At 72.3% G+C, this 16594-nt stretch carries 12 protein-coding genes; all 12 read right to left on the bottom strand.

From position 1 onward, the window contains the following. A partial coding sequence (locus AC13HU_RS12370) for an FHA domain-containing protein (protein WP_483041867.1) occupies positions 1-972 on the bottom strand: 972 nt, incomplete at its 3' end. Positions 973-1042: 70 nt separating this feature from the next. Next, the gene (locus tag AC13HU_RS12365) at positions 1043-2368 is read right to left on the bottom strand and encodes a VWA domain-containing protein (RefSeq protein WP_483041866.1); all 1326 of its coding nucleotides are present in this window, start codon (positions 2366-2368) and stop codon (positions 1043-1045) included. Between the two features lie 83 nt (positions 2369-2451). Continuing rightward, positions 2452-3855, bottom strand: a complete 1404-nt coding sequence (locus tag AC13HU_RS12360) for a protein phosphatase 2C domain-containing protein (RefSeq protein WP_483041865.1) — start codon at positions 3853-3855, stop codon at positions 2452-2454. 4 nt (positions 3856-3859) lie between these two features. Continuing rightward, positions 3860-6619, bottom strand: coding sequence for a serine/threonine-protein kinase (locus tag AC13HU_RS12355; RefSeq protein ID WP_483041868.1), 2760 nt, complete (start codon positions 6617-6619; stop codon positions 3860-3862). A gap of 168 nt (positions 6620-6787) precedes the next feature. Beyond that, positions 6788-8080 carry a hypothetical protein gene (locus AC13HU_RS12350; RefSeq protein WP_483041864.1) on the bottom strand — a complete coding sequence of 431 codons (1293 nt, stop codon included), beginning with the start codon at positions 8078-8080 and terminating at the stop codon, positions 6788-6790. A gap of 179 nt (positions 8081-8259) precedes the next feature. Then, a complete protein-coding gene (locus AC13HU_RS12345) occupies positions 8260-9258 on the bottom strand; it encodes a glutamate ABC transporter substrate-binding protein (RefSeq protein ID WP_483041863.1) in 999 nt (332 codons plus the stop codon). Between the two features lie 62 nt (positions 9259-9320). Then, the gene (locus AC13HU_RS12340; RefSeq protein WP_483041862.1) at positions 9321-10727 is read right to left on the bottom strand and encodes a hypothetical protein; all 1407 of its coding nucleotides are present in this window, start codon (positions 10725-10727) and stop codon (positions 9321-9323) included. A gap of 352 nt (positions 10728-11079) precedes the next feature. Further along, entirely contained in the window at positions 11080-12093 is a 1014-nt protein-coding gene (locus AC13HU_RS12335) for an N-acetylglucosamine kinase (protein ID WP_483041861.1), read from the bottom strand. Further along, positions 12084-13361, bottom strand: a complete 1278-nt coding sequence (locus tag AC13HU_RS12330; RefSeq protein WP_483041860.1) for a 6-phospho-beta-glucosidase — start codon at positions 13359-13361, stop codon at positions 12084-12086. The genes AC13HU_RS12335 and AC13HU_RS12330 overlap by 10 nt, the downstream gene beginning before the upstream one ends. Continuing rightward, on the bottom strand, positions 13358-14275 hold the full coding sequence (locus tag AC13HU_RS12325) for a carbohydrate ABC transporter permease (RefSeq protein ID WP_483041859.1): 918 nt from the start codon (positions 14273-14275) through the stop codon (positions 13358-13360). The genes AC13HU_RS12330 and AC13HU_RS12325 overlap by 4 nt, the downstream gene beginning before the upstream one ends. A gap of 6 nt (positions 14276-14281) precedes the next feature. Beyond that, positions 14282-15229 (bottom strand): carbohydrate ABC transporter permease, encoded by a 948-nt coding sequence (locus AC13HU_RS12320; protein ID WP_483041858.1) that lies wholly within the window; start codon positions 15227-15229, stop codon positions 14282-14284. Beyond that, on the bottom strand, positions 15229-16557 hold the full coding sequence (locus tag AC13HU_RS12315) for an ABC transporter substrate-binding protein (protein ID WP_483041857.1): 1329 nt from the start codon (positions 16555-16557) through the stop codon (positions 15229-15231). Before AC13HU_RS12315 ends, AC13HU_RS12320 begins: the two co-directional genes overlap by 1 nt. Positions 16558-16594 lie beyond the last annotated feature (37 nt).

Here is a 16594-nt window from a genome sequence, read left to right as displayed (position 1 = left end):
GGTGGAGTCCTGGTCGACCACCGACCAGGAACCGTCGGGCTGCTGGACCAGCACCGCGTGGTGGTGGGACACCCCGGGGTCCTCCGGCGAGCGGGACAGATCGATGTCGGGTGCCTCGCCGGTGCTGTGCCGGCGGCGCCCGATGGTGACCTGGTGCCCGGTGAGCGGCAGTTGCACCTCGGGGGAGTACGCGGGGAAGTACAACTGCTCGGCGTCCGGCCCGCTCCGGGCCATCATCGCGGTGAAGTACGCCCGGTCCGCGGCGACCACGGCCACCCAGCCGGCACCGGTGCCCGCCGCGGCCGACTGCGGCACCGGGTGCCCGACGGCGGCGGTGGCCGAAACACCCGGCCCGCCCGGTCCGCCCTGCTCACCGGGCCCGTTCGGCCCGTTCGGCCCGTTCGGCCCGCCCGGTCCGCCCGGTCCGCCCGGCGTCCCGATCACCGGCCCGCTGATGGGCACGCTGATGGGCCCGCTCGCCAGCCCGCTCGTCGTCGTTCCGCCCGACCCGGGCGCCGACCGCACCGACCCGGACGGCGGGTCGAGCAGGAAGTCCCCCGAGCCGGAGGTGACCGAGCTGTCCGGCACCGCCTCCGCCGGCCGGTTGATCTGCGACGGCCGCGATCGCTGCGACTCGTACCGCTGGTACGGCGGGAAGCCCGGCGAGGTCGGCTGCGGCGGCACCACGGTCGCCGAGTGCGTACGGAAGTTGTAGCGGCAGTGCTCGCAGAACAGCGCCGAGCCCTCCCGCGGCGTCCCGCAGTTCGGACAGCACTCGGCACCGCCCGCCGCCGGCTCGCCCGTGAACCCGGGCGGCGACGGCGACGCGGGCGGCGGCGAGACCGGCGAGGCCGAGGACGACGACGCGGAGGACGCCGGCCGCGACCCCGCGGCCGGTGCCGGGATCAGCAGGCCGCAGACCTCGCACCAGTCGGTGGCGCTGGTCTGGTGGCCGTTGGCACAGATCGGCATGGCGTCGGCTCCCCCTCCACCCGGACGGGCGGCTTCCAAAGGTTGTGCGCGAGCACTTTGTACCCGACAGTTACTTCTTCACGCGTACGGTCTTCGTCGACCGCGTCTCCAGGGTCATCTCGTCGGCGTCGGCGACCTTGGGCTTCAACCGCACAGTACCGTTCACCGCGTCCACCACGTCGACCACCTTGGCCAGCAGCTTCGCGGTGTCCTCGTTGCCCGAGGCGCTGGCCAGTTGCACCGCGCGGCCCAGCTTGGCAGTGGCGGAGTCCATGTCCCCGGACTTGCGTGCCTCCAGGCCCTGTTGGATCGCCTGCGCCAGTTCGGCCTGCCCGGTGTAGTGCGCGACCTGCGGGCTGATCCGGGTCGAGGCGGCCATGTCGTCGGTCCACAGCGCCCGCACCAGCCCCTGCGCCAGCACCTGCATGGTGCCGTCGGGCTCCGGCAGCACCAGCGACACCCGGGCCGCGAGCATCTCCTGCCCGACGACGGCCGGCGGCACCTTCACACAGACGTGGTAGTCGCGCGATTCGTCGCCCCATGACCCGGTCGGGTAGTCGCCGATCCGCGGCCCGGCCTGCGCGCGCCGCTCGGTGAGGTCCTCCACGGTCGGCGCGACCTGCTTCACGAAGGCGACCTCGGCGTTCTGCGGGGTCCACACCCGCAGGGCCACGTCCGCGACCTCCTTGCCCATCGCGTTCTCCATCATCGCCTGGAAGTCGGCGGCCAGACCGGCCGGATCGGCCACGATGTCCACCGATCCGAGCAGCGCCGAGGCGATCCCGGTGACCTCCTTGACCTCCCAGTCCGTGCCGACCCCGCGCGCGTCGCAGGTGAAGCGGCCGGAGCAGGCGTCCAGGGCGCTGTGCAGATCCTCCGGCTTCTCGTGCTCGTTGCGGCCGTCGGTGAGCAGGATGCCGTGCCGTATGACGACATCGGAGCCGGCCAGCAGCCGGTCGGCGAGCCGCAGCCAGGTGCCGATCGCGGTGCCGCCGCCCGCGGTGAGCTTGCGCAGCGCCTGCTTGGCCTGCGCGCGGGTGCTCGGATCGGCCACCGCCAGGCCGCCGTTGGCCGGGTAGACCTCACGGGCCTGGTGGGTGCCGGCCACCACCGCGAAGGACACCCCGTCGCGCAGCGTGTCGATGGCGACCGCGGTCGCGTCCCGCGCGTTGCGCATCTTCGTCGGCGGGTACTCCATCGAGCCCGAGCAGTCGACCATGATGACGACGCCGGCCGCCGCCGAGTTGCCCGGCAGCGGTCGGCCGCCCGAGGTGCCGCCGCCGGTCGAGGTCACCGTGACGATCGCGTTGACCTCGCGGCCGCCCTCGGGCAGGTACTCGTTCTGGTACACGTCCACCGAGAACTGCGGCACGTTCGACTTCGAAAGACTTGGCATCGCTTCCTGTGCTCCTTAACGCCATTGCTCGTCCGCCCCCTTGCCGTACGCGTCGCAGCGCGCCGCGTCGCGTACGGCGAGAGCTAGACGGAGGGGGATCCTGCCCGTGCGACGTCTGCCGGGAACGGCAGCACCGCGACCGTTACGTTGTCGTGGCCGCCGCCGTCGAGTGCCCGGCCGAGCAGCGAACGCGCGCTCGCCAGCGGCCGGGTACGGGCATCGACCGGCACCGCCTCGGCCATCTCCACGGCCGACTCGGCGTAGTTCCACAGCCCGTCGGTGCACACCACGATCACACCCGGGCCCTCCGGCTGGAAGGCCGCCACGTGCGGATCGACCTCCACCGCGTCCGCGCCCAGCCAGCCGGTGATCGCGTGCGCCCGCTCGTCGGCGTACGCCTCGGCCTCCGACATCAGCCCGGCCGAGACCATCCGCGCCGCCCACGAGTCGTCCTCGGTGAGGCGGGCGGCGGGCGCGCCGCGGTCGTCCGGAATCCAGTACGCGCGGCTGTCGCCGATCCAGCCGACGGTGAAGACCGGTCCGGTGATGACCGCGCTGACGCAGGTGCACGCCGGGGCGTTGTGGCGTGCGGTGTTCGGCTCCGGCGACTCCTCCTCGGCCAGCGCGCCCACCGCGTCGAACGCGGCCAGCAGTGCGTCGCGCATCGCGTCGTCGGGCGAGGTGCCGCGTTCCAGGGCGGCGAGCAGCGACTCGCTGCCGGCGGCGCAGGCCGCGGCGGAGGCGTCGTCGGGGCGGTAGGCGGTGGACACGCCGTCGCACACCACGGCCACCACGGCGGCGCCGCCGTCGGGCAGGGCGGCGGTGCCCAGCGTGAACGCGTCCTCGTTGCGGTGGTGCCGCAGGCCGCGGTCGCTGACCGCGGCCACGCCCTCCAACTCCTTCTCCTGGTGGTCGCGTTGGCGGGGCTGGGCGTGCCCGCAGTGCTCGCAGTAGCCGTCGTCGTCCACGCCGCCGAGGCCGCAGGCCACGCACACCGGGCCGGCTGAGGAAGCCCGGCCGGCCGCTCCGGTCCGGCCGGTCCCGCCGCTGGTCCCGCGGCCGGGCGCGGCGGAGGCGGCCCCGGTCCCGGTCCCGGTCCCGGCCCGCGCCGACTCGCCCCCGCCCACGTTGCCGTCGTCGCCGGCCGCGCGCGGGTCGGACGGTTGGGCGGTGAAGCCGAGCGGGAGGGTGTCCCCGGAGGAGCCGGTCCGCGGGGGAGCGAGCAGGAAGGCGCCGGTGGCGCTGTTCGCGGCATGCGGCTCGGCGTCGCGGCCGTTGCGGCGGTCCGCACCGTCGCCGGCGTCTTCGGAGGCGCCGGCGTTCGGCTCGGGCGCCGGCTCGGGTTCCGGCGCGGGCGGCGGCACGCTCAGGTCGCGCCCGCAGCGCCCGCAGAACCGGTCGTCGGGGGCCTGGGGTTCGGAGCAGCCCGGGCAGATCGTCGGGCGGGCCGCAGGCGCCGAGGGCGCCGACTCGGGCAGTGGTGGCATCGGTTTACACCCAGGTCCTGGGGCGGAAGCGGTTGGCCCGCTCCACCAGTTCGATCCTCGTACCGCCCTGGCGGGCCAGCCGGGCGAGCACCCGGTAGGACCGCTCAAGGCCGAACCGCAGTCCGCGCTCGTCCAGTTCGGCGCCGAGCACCAGCCCGGTCGCCGCGGTGCCCGCGCCGGTCCGGCCGGCCAGCACCCAGTCCAGCGCGCTGCCGTACACCTCCGTGGCGAGCTGCTCCCGACGGTCGTAGTCCAGGCCCTGCCGCTGGAGGTCCTCCACCTGGTGGGCCGCCGCGTGCAGGTCGGGCAGCAGCGGTTCGTGCGGCGCCCGGTCGCGCAGCCGGGCTCGTATCGCCGCGACCCGGGCGGCGGTGTAGTGGATGGACGACTCGGGCACCGACTCCAGGGCGCGCACCGAGCCGACCCGGTCGCCGGACTTCAGCAGCACCCGGGCCAGCCCGAAGGCCGCGCTGACGTAGCTGTGGTCGGTGCTCCACACCAGGCGGTAGTACTCGGCGGCGTTGTCGAGTTGCCCGAGCACCTCCGCGCAGATGCCCAGGGCCAGCTTGGGCGCGGACTCGCCGGGGAAGGCGTCGTAGACCGCGTCGAAGCTGAGCGCCGCCGTCGCGTGGTCGGCGGTGCACAGCCCGACCAGACCGCGGTGCCAGACCACCCGCCAGTCGGCGCCGTCGTCGCCGGACTCGTCGAGGCCGCGCAGCACCTGCTGGGCGCCGGCGGTGTCGTCGAGCTCCAGCCGGGCCCGCAGTTCGCGCAGCCGCTTCTCCACGGAGTCGATCGGCGCGGACTGGAGCGCGGCGACCATCTCGCCGGGTGCGGCGGCCGCGATGCCGGCCAGGAAGCCCGCGTTGGGGTCGGTGGGATCGATGTGCGGCACGGGCAGCGCCAGTACGGCCGCGGACGCGTCGAGCCGGGAGACGATCGGCAGGCCCGGGCCCCAACCGCCGCCCGCCGGCTGGCCGGTGGGCGCCGGCGGTGCGGCGGGCACGCCGGGCGGCGGTGTGGCGCCACCCGTGGTGGGCCCGAACACCCCGGCGGGCGCGGCCTGCGGCGCCTGCCCGGGAAGTCCCGCGACGGGCGGCGCACCCGACTGGCCGGGCGCACCCGCGGGCGCGGCCGGCAACGCCCGCGCGCCCTTGTCCCGTCTGGACCGCCGCTGTCCGTCCGGCGGGCGCAGGGCGCCGAGCTGCGAGGTGTCCCCGGTCACCGGCCGCACCAACTGCGTGTCCACTACGCGCAGTTCGGGGCCGAAGAGGGTGGACAGGGCCGGCCGCGGCGAGCCCGACTCCAGGGCGACGACCTCCCGCAGCACGCCGAGCAACTGGTCGGACATCTCCTCGGCCGAGGCGAACCGCTTGTCCGGGTCCGGGTCGGTGGCGCGTACCAGCAGCCGGTAGAACGACTCGTAGCGCCGGAAGACCTCGATCTTGTCCGGGTCGGGCAGGCTGTCCACGAAGACGTTGGTGTAGCCCTGGAAGTCGAAGGTCAGCACCGCCAGGGTGCGGGCGATGGTGTAGAGGTCGGAGGCGACCGACGGGCCGACCTCCGCGACCTCGGGCGCCTGGTAGCCGACCGTGCCGTATATCGCCGACTCGTTGTCGTCCATCCGGCGGACCGCGCCCATGTCGATCACTTCGAGCCGGTCCTCGGTCTGGATCGCGTTGTCCACCTTGAAGTCGCAGTACAGCAGGTTGCGGCTGTGCAGGTGGCCGAGCGCGTCCAGCGCCTCGATGGCGAACGCGATCGCCTGCGCGACCGGCAGCGGCTGGCGCTTGCCGTCCTGGGTGCGGCGCTCGTTGGCGATCTCCTTGAGCGACTTGCCGCCGACGTACGCCATCACGATGTAGCCGTCGAGGGTACCGGTGCGCTGGTCGAGGTGCTCGACGAAGTTGTAGATCCGGACGATGTTGGGGTGCTCGATCTCGGCGAGGAAGCGCCGCTCGGAGAGCGCGGCCTGGAGCGCGTCCTCGTCGCCGGTGTCGAGCAGGCCCTTGAGCACCACCCAGCGGTCGGAGACCGCCCGGTCCACGGCGAGGTAGATCCAGCCGAGCCCGCCGTGCGCCAGGCAGCCCACCACGTGGTACTGCCCGTGCACCACGTCGCCCGGGCGCAGCTTGGGCGTGAAGGAGTACGGGTGCCCGCACTTGGTGCAGTAGCCCTCGGTGCGGCCGGGGCGCCCCTCGCGGCTACGGCCGACCGGTGCCCCGCAGTCGCCCTTGCTGCAGAAGCGCTTGCGCTCGGGCACTTCGGGGTTCTCCATCACCGCGGCGGCCGGGTCGGGCCGCGGCACGGTCGGTACGGAGACCAGGCCGGCGCCCAGCTTGCCTCGGGTGGGGCCGGTGCCGGCGGCGCGGGTGCTGCGCACCGACACCGAGCGGCCGGTGGAGTTGCCGGCCAGCGACTGGGAGAGCCGGCCCGACACCGAACGGCGGGACGCCTGGGAGGTGGAGGAACGGGACGAACGGGAGGAGTGCGCCGAGGAACTGCCGGCCGAGGAGCGCCCGGAGTCCGCGCCGGAGCGCGCGCCGGGGATGGCCGCGCCGCCGGAGCCGCCGGAGCCGCCGGAGCCGCCGGAGCCGCCGGAGCCGGGTCCCGAAGCGCCGTAGCCGTAGCCGCCGTAGCCGGAGCCGCCCGCGCCTGCCGCACCCGCTGCGCCCGCCGCACCCGGTGTGGGTCCCACGGGTGCGGCGGGCGCAGCCACGGGCGCCAGCCCGCAGGTGCCGCAGTACAGGTCGCCGCCGCCCATGTCCTCCAAGGTCCCGTCGCAGCCGGGTCGCTGGCACTCGCTCACGGTGTCCCCCTCAGCCTTTCCCTGTCCCTGACGCCACTTCCGTACTGCTCCTGCTGCCGTTTTTCGCGCGCGGGCCCGGTCCGGTGTCCGGGACGGTCGCCGCGGTCATGCCCGTGTGCCCGCTCATGCCGGGCCCCGGCGATCGGTGGGGGTGCGCGGGGCGGTGCCCATTTCCGTGACCGCCTGCTGGTAGCGGCGTACGGCCCGTTCGGCCGCGCCCAGGTCGCACGGCGCGCTCCACAGCAGCCGCCGGGCCTGGTCGTACCGTTCGATCAGCACCGGGTCCTCGGCCATGCCGAGCTGGGCCACCTTCGCCCGGTACGCGTCGAGCCGGCCGCGCAACTCGGCGCGGACCGCCAGCGGCGCGGTCACCGCGGTCAACGACTCCCTGGCCCGCAGCAGTTCGTCGTCGGCGTGCCCCTCCAGGCTGTCCAGCAGCGGGGAGAGCCGGTGCCACTGCGCGGTCCTGGCGAACTCCTCGGCCGCGCCGAGCTGTTCGTGCAGCGCGGCGGCCGGGCCGCTGACCGCGGGCACGTCGGAGGCGAGGATCTTCGACAGCACCTCGACCCGGGCGCCGCGGGCCTCGGTGAGGGTGCGGTCGGCGCGGGACATCACGTCGCGCAGCCGCCCGAGCCGGTGTTCGGCGTCGTCCCGCACGTGCAGGACCGCCTCGACCTCGCGGCGGATCTCCTCCAGCCGCCGCCCGGCGTCGTCGTAGCGCGAGGTGTCGGGGCGGCCGGGGGCCGGGCGCGGGTTCCAGAAGGCCAGCGGGTCGGAGACCGAACGGCCCCGAAGCTGCGCCAACTCCTCGGCCAGCGACTCCAGTTCGTCACCGGCGGGGTGCCCGCCCGGGCGGACGCCGACCGAGTGCGCCAGCGAGCGGACCCGCTGTGTCTCGGCGGCCAGCAGGTCGATCCTGGCCGGCAGCGCGGACCACACCGCGTCGGCGGCGGACACCGTCTCCATGGCCTGGTCGTACCAGGTGTTCATCCGCCGGACCAGCTCGTCCAGGCTCATCTGCTCGGTGGCGCGGGCCGGTCCGGTCAGCGAACGCTCGTGGTCCGGCACGGTGCCGCCCAGCACGATGATCCCGTCGCCGCGCAACAGCTCGGTGAGCCGGGCGAGTTCGGTCTGGGTCGGCCAGCGGCGGCGGGCCCGCAGCTCGCGGGCGTCGGTCAGGGCGCCGGTGTACGCCTCGAAGTGCGCCCACAGTGCGGTGATCGCCGTGTCGGTGCGCTGCCACCGCTCCTTGGTGATGCCGGTCAGCTCGGCGCCTTCGAGCAGCCTGCGCCCGGAGTGGTCCTGGAGGGCGAGCAGGGAGGTCTCGACGGCTTCGTGCTCGGTGCCGAGTCGCTCCAGCGCAAGATCGACGTCCTCCCGGCCCATCACCGGTCCGGATGCTCCCGCGACCGCCATCACACCCTCTTCCCGTAGGCCGTGCTCTTCCTGCCTGCCCTGCTCGTTGTGCCTGCCCTGCGTGCGCTGCCTGCCTTGCGTGCCCGTCCTGCCCTGCGTGCCCGTCCGGCTCGTCGTGCCCCGCGTTCACGCCGCGTGGGCGCCGTGTGGGCGCCGTGTACGGCGGAACGACCCTTCCCCTATTTGTACTTCGGGTCCGGCGGTCCTGTGACGTCCGGCAGGTCCTTGGCGAGCCAGGTCTGGTACTGGTGCATCCACTCGCTGTTCGCGCCGCCCGCCTCGTATGCCGCCAGCACCTGGTTGACCCGGCGCACCAGGTCCTGGTCGTCCAGGTTCATGGCCACACCGTACGGCTCCTTGGTGACCGGAGTTCCCACCAGGTGCACCGTCGGGTCCTGCGCGGCCTGGCCGGCGGCGAGCGCGTTGTCGGTGAACACCGCGTCGACCTTGCCGAGTTGCAGCAGCACCAGGCAGTCGAGCTGGTTGTCGACGGGGTAGATCTGCGCGCCGTGCGCGCCCCGCTGCAACTTGGCTTCCCCAGTCGAGCTCTTGGCGGTGCACACCCGCTTGTGGTTCAGGCTGTCGTCGTACCCCGTGATCGTCGAGTCCTTCGGGACCAGCAGTTGCTGGCCGGCCTCGAAGTAGGCGATGGAGAAGGCCACCTGCTTCACCCGGGCGCAGGTGATGGACATGGTGCGCACCACCATGTCCACCTTGTGCTGCTCTATGTCGGATACCCGCTTGTCGGTCGGCACGGTCAGGTACTGGACCTTCGCCGAACTGCCCAGGATGTTCTGGGCGATGGCCTTCACGATCTCGATGTCGAAGCCTGTGATGGCGCCGGTCTCCGGGTCGCGGAAGCCCCACAGGTAGCTGTTCTGGTCCACGCCGACGATCAGCCGGCCGCGCTGCTTGATCCGTTCCACGGCCGCGCCGTCCGTGCTGCCGGACGACGGCGACAGGCTCGCCTCGGGCGTGGTGCAGGTGTCGGCGTCGGTCGCGGCGGCGTACCGCACATGCGTGACCGGCCCGCCGTCCGCGGGCACCGACGTGTGCCCCGCCGCCGAGGTGCCGCCCAACGGCCCCACGCCCAGCGGGCTCAGCGCCGCCGTGACGGTCAGCGCGCAGGCCGCCGCCATCGTCGCGACCCCGCCCCATCCGCGTGCTGTACGGCTCACCGTGACCTCCCTGCTTTCCGCCCGGCCGGACCGACCCCGCCCTCTGTACGTTCGCACGCCGCTCACCGGTATTCCGACAGGCGCCGTCCGACGCCGATGAGTGCGGCGCCCGCGGCGAGCACGGCCAGCAGGCCCGCGCCGTACGGCAGCAGCGCCAGCGCGCCGCGGCCGTCGGTGGCGGACTGGTGGAACTCCTTCTGCTCCTGCGCGACGGCGTGGCCCAGGCTGGTGTCGACCGCGTTGAAGCTCTGTCCGGTGGTGCTCGTCACCGTGTTGCCGTGGCTGTCCTTCCCGCCGATCACCTCGGCGACCGCGGTGGTGTAGTCACCGCCGTCGTCGGCCGCGCGCTCGTCGGTGTGCCGCTGGCGCCACTTGCCCACGTTGTCGATCGCGGAGCGCACCGGGGCGCGGCCCGCGTCCTTGTCGGCAAGTGCGAGCGCCTTGGCCAACTCGCCGCCGCCCTTCGCGTTCGCGCCGGTGGTCCTGCCGGCCAGCGTGTCCATCTCCTGGGCGAAGCTCGTCTCGTACTGGTCGCCGGAACCGCGCGCGACCAGCGTCAGGTTCTCGTCGCCGCGGGCCTGGAGCACCGCGATCCGGGCGTTGTTGAGCACCTGCATCGACTTCGCGCCGTGCGCGTACGAGTCGTTGAGGTCGGTACGGGCCACGGTGTGCGCCGCGACCAGCCACAGCAGCACCACCGCGGACGCCGCCGTCGCGGTCAGCAGGCCCCGGTTGAACACCCGGTTGGTACGGCGGTAGTGGCGGCGCTGCGCCCACACCAGCGCGCCCAGCGCGACCACGCCCAGCGCCCACGACGCGTACGGCAGCGCCTTCGCGTCGGAGTAGTCGGAGCCGAGCCGGGCGTTCTCCGCCTGGTACAGCTTGTCGGCCGCGTCCAGCAGGCCGCCGGGCTTGCGCATCTGCGTGTCGGCGTACCGCAGGTAGGCGCCGCCCAGCGGGAGGCCCTGCCGGTTGTCGGCCTGCGCGGTCGCCACCAGCTCGGTGTACTGCGGGAGTTGGCTGTTCAGCGCGGCGATCTGGGTGCGTGCCTGGTGCGAGCCGGCGCTGTTCGCGGCGGCGTCGGCTATCAGCTTGGCGGCCTTGGTGATGTCGTTCTGGTAGCGCTCCGACACCGCCTTCGGCTCCTCGCCGCCGACCAGGAAGCCGCCCGCGACGGTGGCGTCCGCGTCCGCGAGGGAGCGGTAGATCTCGGCGGCGTTCGCGCTGAGCGGGGCGCTGTGGTCGATCACGTTGCCCGCGGCGGACTGCCGTTCGACGACCTGCCACGCGGTGACGGCGCCGAACGCGATGACGAGGACGGCGAGGACGGCACCGATCAGGCGGAGCCGGCCCGGTTCCGTGGTGGCCGCCGCGCGGAGCCGCGCGCTGGACTCCTTCCAGGCGGCCCGGAGCGGGGCGTGCGCAGAAGAGGGCAGGGGGTGAACCGGCCCACCTTGTTGTCCCTGCACCTGACTTGGTGCCGGCACTGGCACCGGTGCTGTGCCTGTGCCTGTCGGCGTCTGGGTCACGCACCCTCCCCACGAAACGGTCAGCTTGCAGCAGCAGTATGGCTGCCGCCGCCTACCTCTGCACACGCCCCCGGCGGCTCAGCGGTTCCGGGGCGCCCTTCGCCCGAGCCGCGCCCACCTCGCTGGACCGCGGGCCCAACCCCCGCAGTGGCTGCCCGCGGCTCCCGTGGCCGCCTCGCGAACGGGGCCGCTTCCATGTGCGGCTGTGGGCAGCGCGGTTGCCCGCGCCTCTTTGGGAGGCGCGGGCTCCTTCCGCGGCCGGACGGGGCAGCCCGGGGGCGGGGCGGCCTGACTACGCGTAGTGGGCGCGGAGGGTCGCGTGGGTGGCCGGTGGCGCGGAGGTGTGGTCGAGGCCGAGCAGGGCCGCCCCGAGCACCGGGGGCGCCGTGACGACGTGTGCGCGGGCCTTGGGCGCGGACGTGGCGAGCCCGGCGGTGATGCCGCCCATGAGCCGTGGATTGTTCGCCGCCATGACGCCACCCCCGAGGACGACGTCCACCTCGTCGTCGAGCAGGTCGAGCCGTCGCAGCGCGACCGTGGCGAGCGCGACGATCTCCTCGGCCTGCCGGTCGACGACGGACCCGGCGACCGGATCGCCGGCGTCGGCGGTGGCGAAGAGCACCGGGGTGAGTTCGTACCGTCGCACGTGCGGTATTCGTTCCAGGTGGAGCGCCTCGATCAGTTCGTACATCGTGCGCAGCCCGAAGTGCGCGGGCAGTGCCGTGGCGAGCGCGGTCGGTTCGCCGCGCCCGTCCTCCGCGCGCGCGGCGAAGTACAGCGCCTCCTCGGCCAGCCCGGACCCGCCGCCCCAGTCCCCGGAGATCTTCCCGATCGCGGGGAACCGCGCGGTGCGCCCGTCCGGCAGCAGGCCGACGCAGTTGATGCCGGCGCCGCACACCACGGCGACGCCACGCGGCTCCTCGACGCCGGCCCGCAGTATCGCGAACGTGTCGTTGGCGACGTACGTGCTGCGCGCCCAGCCGAGCGCGTGCACCGCCTCCTTCAACTGCTGTTCCTCGACCGGCAGATCGGCGTTGGCCAGGCACGCCGAGGTGTGCTCGGCCAGCGGCCGGCCGCCGCGCCCGCCCGCCGCGGGCAGCCCGGCGGCCGCGGCCGCGCGTTCCACCACGTCGGCGACGACCGCGACGGCCGGGTCGATCCCGACGATCGGCGGCTGGAAGCCGCCGCCGCGGGCGCTGCCCAGCACCCGTCCGTCGGCGGCGACCAGCACCACGTCGGTCTTGCTGTTGCCCGCGTCGATGGCCAGGACGCCACCGGGGACGAGCGGCTCCGAAGTCACGCCCACGCGAAGTGCTCCTGGTTGTGCGCGATCAGACGGTCCGTCAGACCTTCGGCGTAGTCGTACTGCCCGATCAGGGGGTGGGCCAGCAGGGCGGCGAACACCCGGTCCCGGCCGCCGCGCAGCGCCGCTTCGAGCGCCAGGTCCTCGTACGCGGTGACGTTGGCGACCAGGCCGGCGAAGAGCGGTTCCAGCGGCGGGACCGGCAGCGGCGTGGCGCCGGTGCCGTCGACGAGCGCGGGCACCTCGATGACGGCGTCGTCGGCGAGGAAGGGCAGGGTGCCGTTGTTGTAGGTGTTGACCACCTGCACGTCACCGCGCCACGACGGCGAATCGGTGCGCAGCAGCGAGGAGGCGAGCGCGACGGCCGCCTCGGAGTAGAACGCGCCGCCCCGCTTGGACAGCAGTTCCGGCTTCTCGTCGAGCGCCGGGTCGCCGTACATCTCCAGCAGTTGCTTCTCCATCGCGGCGACCTCGGCGGCCCGCGACGGCTTGGTGCCCAGCTCGCGTACCACCGCGTCGTGCGCGTAGAAGTAGCGCAGGTAGTACGACGGGACGACGCCGAGCCGGTCCACGATCCGGCGCGGCATGTGCAGGTCCTCGGCGATGGCGTCGCCGTGCTCGGCGAGCAGCTTGGGCAGCAGGTTCTCGCCGTCCGGGCCGCCCAGCCGTACCCCGCGCTCCCAGGTGAGGTGGTTGAGCCCCACGTGGTCGAGGTGCACCTGCTCGGGTGCCACGTCCAGCAGCCGCGCGAACTTCCGCTGGAAGCCGATGGCCACGTTGCACAGCCCGACCGCCTTGTGCCCGGCCTGGAGCAGTGCCCGGGTCACGATGCCGACCGGGTTGGTGAAGTCGATGATCCACGCGTCCGGCGCGGCCCGGCGCACCTGCTCGGCGATGTCCAGCACCACCGGCACCGTGCGCATCGCCTTGGCGAGGCCGCCCGCGCCGGTGGTCTCCTGGCCGATGCAGCCGCACTCCAGCGGCCACGTCTCGTCCTGGTTGCGTGCCGCCTGCCCGCCGACCCGCAGCTGGAGCAGCACCGCGTCGGCGCCCTCGACGCCCGCGGTCACGTTGTCGGTGGTGACGATCCGCCCGGGGTGGCCCTGCTTCGCGAAGATCCGTCGGGCGAGCCCGCCGACCAGCTCCAGCCGCTCCGCGGCCGGGTCGATCAGCACCAGTTCCTCTACCGGCAGGGTGTCGCGCAGCCGCGCGAACCCGTCGATGAGTTCGGGTGTGTAGGTGGACCCGCCGCCCACGACCGCCAGTTTCATCCCTTGACTCCTGTCAGGGTCACGCCTTCGATGAAGGCTTTTTGAGCGAAGAAGAAGACCACGATCACCGGGGCCATCACGAGAACGGTGGCCGCCATGGTCAGATTCCAGTTGGTGTGGTGGGCGCCCTTGAAGGACTCCAATCCGTAACTGAGGGTCCACGCCGCGGGGTTGGAGCTGGCGTAGATCTGCGGGCCGAAGTAGTCGTTCCAGCAGTAGAAGAACTGGAAGAGGGCGACCGCGGCGATCGCGGGGCGGATCATCGGGACGATCACCGTGAGCAGGGTGCGCAGTTCGCCGCAGCCGTCGACCTTGGCCGCCTCGGTGTACTCCTTGGGGATGGTCAGCAGGAACTGGCGCAGCAGGAAGATGGTGAAGGCGTCACCGAAGGCCATCGGGATGATCAGCGGCCACAGGGTGCCGTCCATGTGCAGCTGCTTGGTCCAGAACAGGTACATCGGGATGATGATCACCTGGGGCGGCAGCATCATGGTGGAGATCACCAGCACCATGATCAGGTTGCGGCCGCGGAAGCGGAACTTGGCCAGCGCGTAGGCGACCGGCAGCGACGACACGATGGTCAGCACGGTGCCGGCGACCGAGTAGACCAGGGTGTTGCGCCACCAGGTCAGGAAGCCCGGAGTGTCCCAGACGGTACGGAAGTTGGACCACTCGAAGGGGTGCGGCCACAGCGACCGGGTCAGCGCCTGGTTGTCGCTCATCAGCGCGGTGAGCACCACGAAGACGAACGGCAGCACGAAGAACGCGGCCGCGGCGATGCCCAGCGAGTGCACGCCGATCCAGTGCAGGGTGCGCCTGCGCCGGGCGGCCTTCAGGGCGCGGGGGTCGGGGGAGCGGTCGGTGCGGGGCAGCGACGCGCCGGGGGCGAGGGTGGTGTCGGTCATGTGCGTCATCTCGGGTCAGTCCTCCGCTGCCAGGAAGCCGTTGCGGCGCCGCATCAGCAGGGCCGTGAACGCCATCGCCAGCACGAACAGCACCAGGGCGACCACACACGCGGAGCCGTAGTCGAAGCGCTGGAAGCCCAGGTTGTAGACGAGCTGCGGCAGGGTCAGGGTGGACTTGTCGGGGTAGCCCGGCTCGAACTGCTGGCCGGAGTTGCCGATGATGCCGGAGGCGACCTTCCCGGCGACCAGTGGCTGCGTGTAGTACTGCATGGTCTGGATGACGCCGGTGACCACCGCGAACATCACGATCGGCGAGATGTTCGGCAGCGTGACGAACCGGAACCGCGCCCAGGGGCCCGCGCCGTCCAACTCGGCTGCCTCGTACTGCTCCTTGGGGACGTCGAGCAGCGCGGCCATGAAGATGACCATCAGGTCGCCGATGCCCCACAGCGCCAGCGTCGTGAGCGCGGGCTTGGCCCAGTGCGGGTCGGTGAACCAGCCCGGGGTGGGCATGCCGAGCCCGCCGAGGATGTTGTTCACCGGGCCGGTGCCGGGGTTGAGCAGGAAGACGAACGCCATCGTCGCGGCGACCGGCGGTGCCAGGTACGGCAGGTAGAACGCGGTACGGAACAGGCCCGCACCGGTCTTGATCTTCGTGATCAGCATGCCGATGCCGAGCCCGAAGATCACCCGCAGGGTGACCATCACGATGACCAGCCACAGCGTGTTGCGCAACGCCGGCCAGAACAGCGGGTACTGCGTGAAGACGTACGACCAGTTCTTCCCGCCGGTCCACGTCGGCGGGTTGAAGCCGTTGTAGTGCATGAACGAGAAGTAGACGGTGGACAGCAGCGGGTAGAGGAAGAAGACGGCGAACCCGATGATCCACGGGGAGAGGAACGCGAGGTTCCGCAGGGCGGCTTTTCTGCGCTTGGCGCGCAGCAGGGGGTGGACGGCGCTCATCACTTGGCCTGCGCGATGTCCTTGTCGACCTGCGCGTCGACGCCTTCGAGTCCGGACTTGAGGTTCTTGCTCTTCCCGGACTCGTAGGCGTACCCGAAGTCCTGCAGGGTCACCTGGTAGGCGCCGCCGTTGACGCTCGGCGGGGTGGTGGTGCTGCTCGGGTTCTGCGCGATGTCGATGAAGGTCTTGAAGCCCGGGTCCTGGTCGAGCTTGGGGGACTTCAGCGCGGCCAGCGTGGAGGGCACGTTGTGGATCGCGTTGGCGAAGGAGACGACCGCGTCGGTGTCGGTGGTCATGAACTTCACCAGTTCCCAGGCGGCGTTCTTCTTGGTGCTGGTGTCGGCGATGCCGACGATGGTGCCGGTGACGTAGCCCTTGCCGTAGCTGCTCACCTGGTCGTCGGGCACCGGGAACGGCGCCACACCGAGGTCGTTCATGCCGGCGTCCTTGGCCATGCCCAGCCGCCACTCGCCGTCGATGCCCATCGCGACCTGGCCGGTCTGCAGCGGGTTCTTAGCGCCGAACTCGTCACCGAAGGTGTTGCGGTACTTCTCCAGCTTGCTGAAGCCGCCGAGCGACTTCACCATGTCCTGCTGCCAGTTGAACATCGAGGTGAAGCCGGGGTCCGACGCGGTCTGCGCCTTGCCGTTGGCGTCGAAGTAGTGCACGCCCCACTGGGCGGCGAAGTGACCCGGGGTGGACTCGTAGCCGTGGAAGTTCGGCATGAAGCCGAGCTGGGAGTAGGAGTCGCCCTTGGACTTCGTCAACTTGACGGCGTCGGCCTTGAGTTCCGACATGGTCTTGGGCGGGCTGGAGATCTTGGCGGCGGCGAACTCCTTCTTGTTGTAGTACAGCCCGTACGCGTCGCCGAGCAGCGGCAGCGAGCACTGCACGCCGTTGTACTGGGTGTACTCCTGCATCGTCTTCGGGAACGTGGTCGCCGTGTTGATGTCGGACTTCTTCAGGAACGGCGAGAGATCGGTGAGCGCGCCGGAGGAGCAGAACTGGCCGACGTTGTCGGTGGTGAAGGAGGAGACCACGTCCGGGGCCTTGCCGCCGCCGGCCCGCAGCGCCTGGTTGATCTTGTCGTCGGTGATGTTGCTCTGCACCTTGACGTGGATGTTGGGGTGCAGCTTCTCGAAGCGGGCGACGTTGTCGTTGATCGCCTTCAACTCGTTGGGCGCGGACCAGCCGTGCCAGAAGTTGATGGTCACGTCCTTGCTGGCGTCGTCGTTCGCGCCGGAAGAGCTCTGGCCGGTACACGCGCTCGCGAGCAGGGATATCGCGGCGGCGGCGGCGACGGCCGCGGCCTTCGTCAGACGGGACACTGCGCTTTACCTCCGGGAGGTCGGGGTAGGGCTGGGT

The organism is Streptomyces sp. NH27 (assembly GCF_056859195.1).
Note: the sequence above shows the minus strand (reverse complement) of the source record. Positions and strands in the feature narration are given on the sequence as shown.

Bases quoted from the DNA above. Each gene is read 5' to 3' on its own strand.
- AC13HU_RS12365 (WP_483041866.1), bottom strand. From the start codon at position 2,368: ATGCCAAGTCTTTCGAAGTCGAACGTGCCGCAGTTCTCGGTGGACGTG.
- AC13HU_RS12360 (WP_483041865.1), bottom strand. From the start codon at position 3,855: ATGCCACCACTGCCCGAGTCGGCGCCCTCGGCGCCTGCGGCCCGCCCG.
- AC13HU_RS12355 (WP_483041868.1), bottom strand. From the start codon at position 6,619: ATGGGCGGCGGCGACCTGTACTGCGGCACCTGCGGGCTGGCGCCCGTG.
- AC13HU_RS12350 (WP_483041864.1), bottom strand. From the start codon at position 8,080: ATGGCGGTCGCGGGAGCATCCGGACCGGTGATGGGCCGGGAGGACGTC.
- AC13HU_RS12330 (WP_483041860.1), bottom strand. From the start codon at position 13,361: ATGAAACTGGCGGTCGTGGGCGGCGGGTCCACCTACACACCCGAACTC.
- AC13HU_RS12325 (WP_483041859.1), bottom strand. From the start codon at position 14,275: ATGACGCACATGACCGACACCACCCTCGCCCCCGGCGCGTCGCTGCCC.
- AC13HU_RS12320 (WP_483041858.1), bottom strand. From the start codon at position 15,229: ATGAGCGCCGTCCACCCCCTGCTGCGCGCCAAGCGCAGAAAAGCCGCC.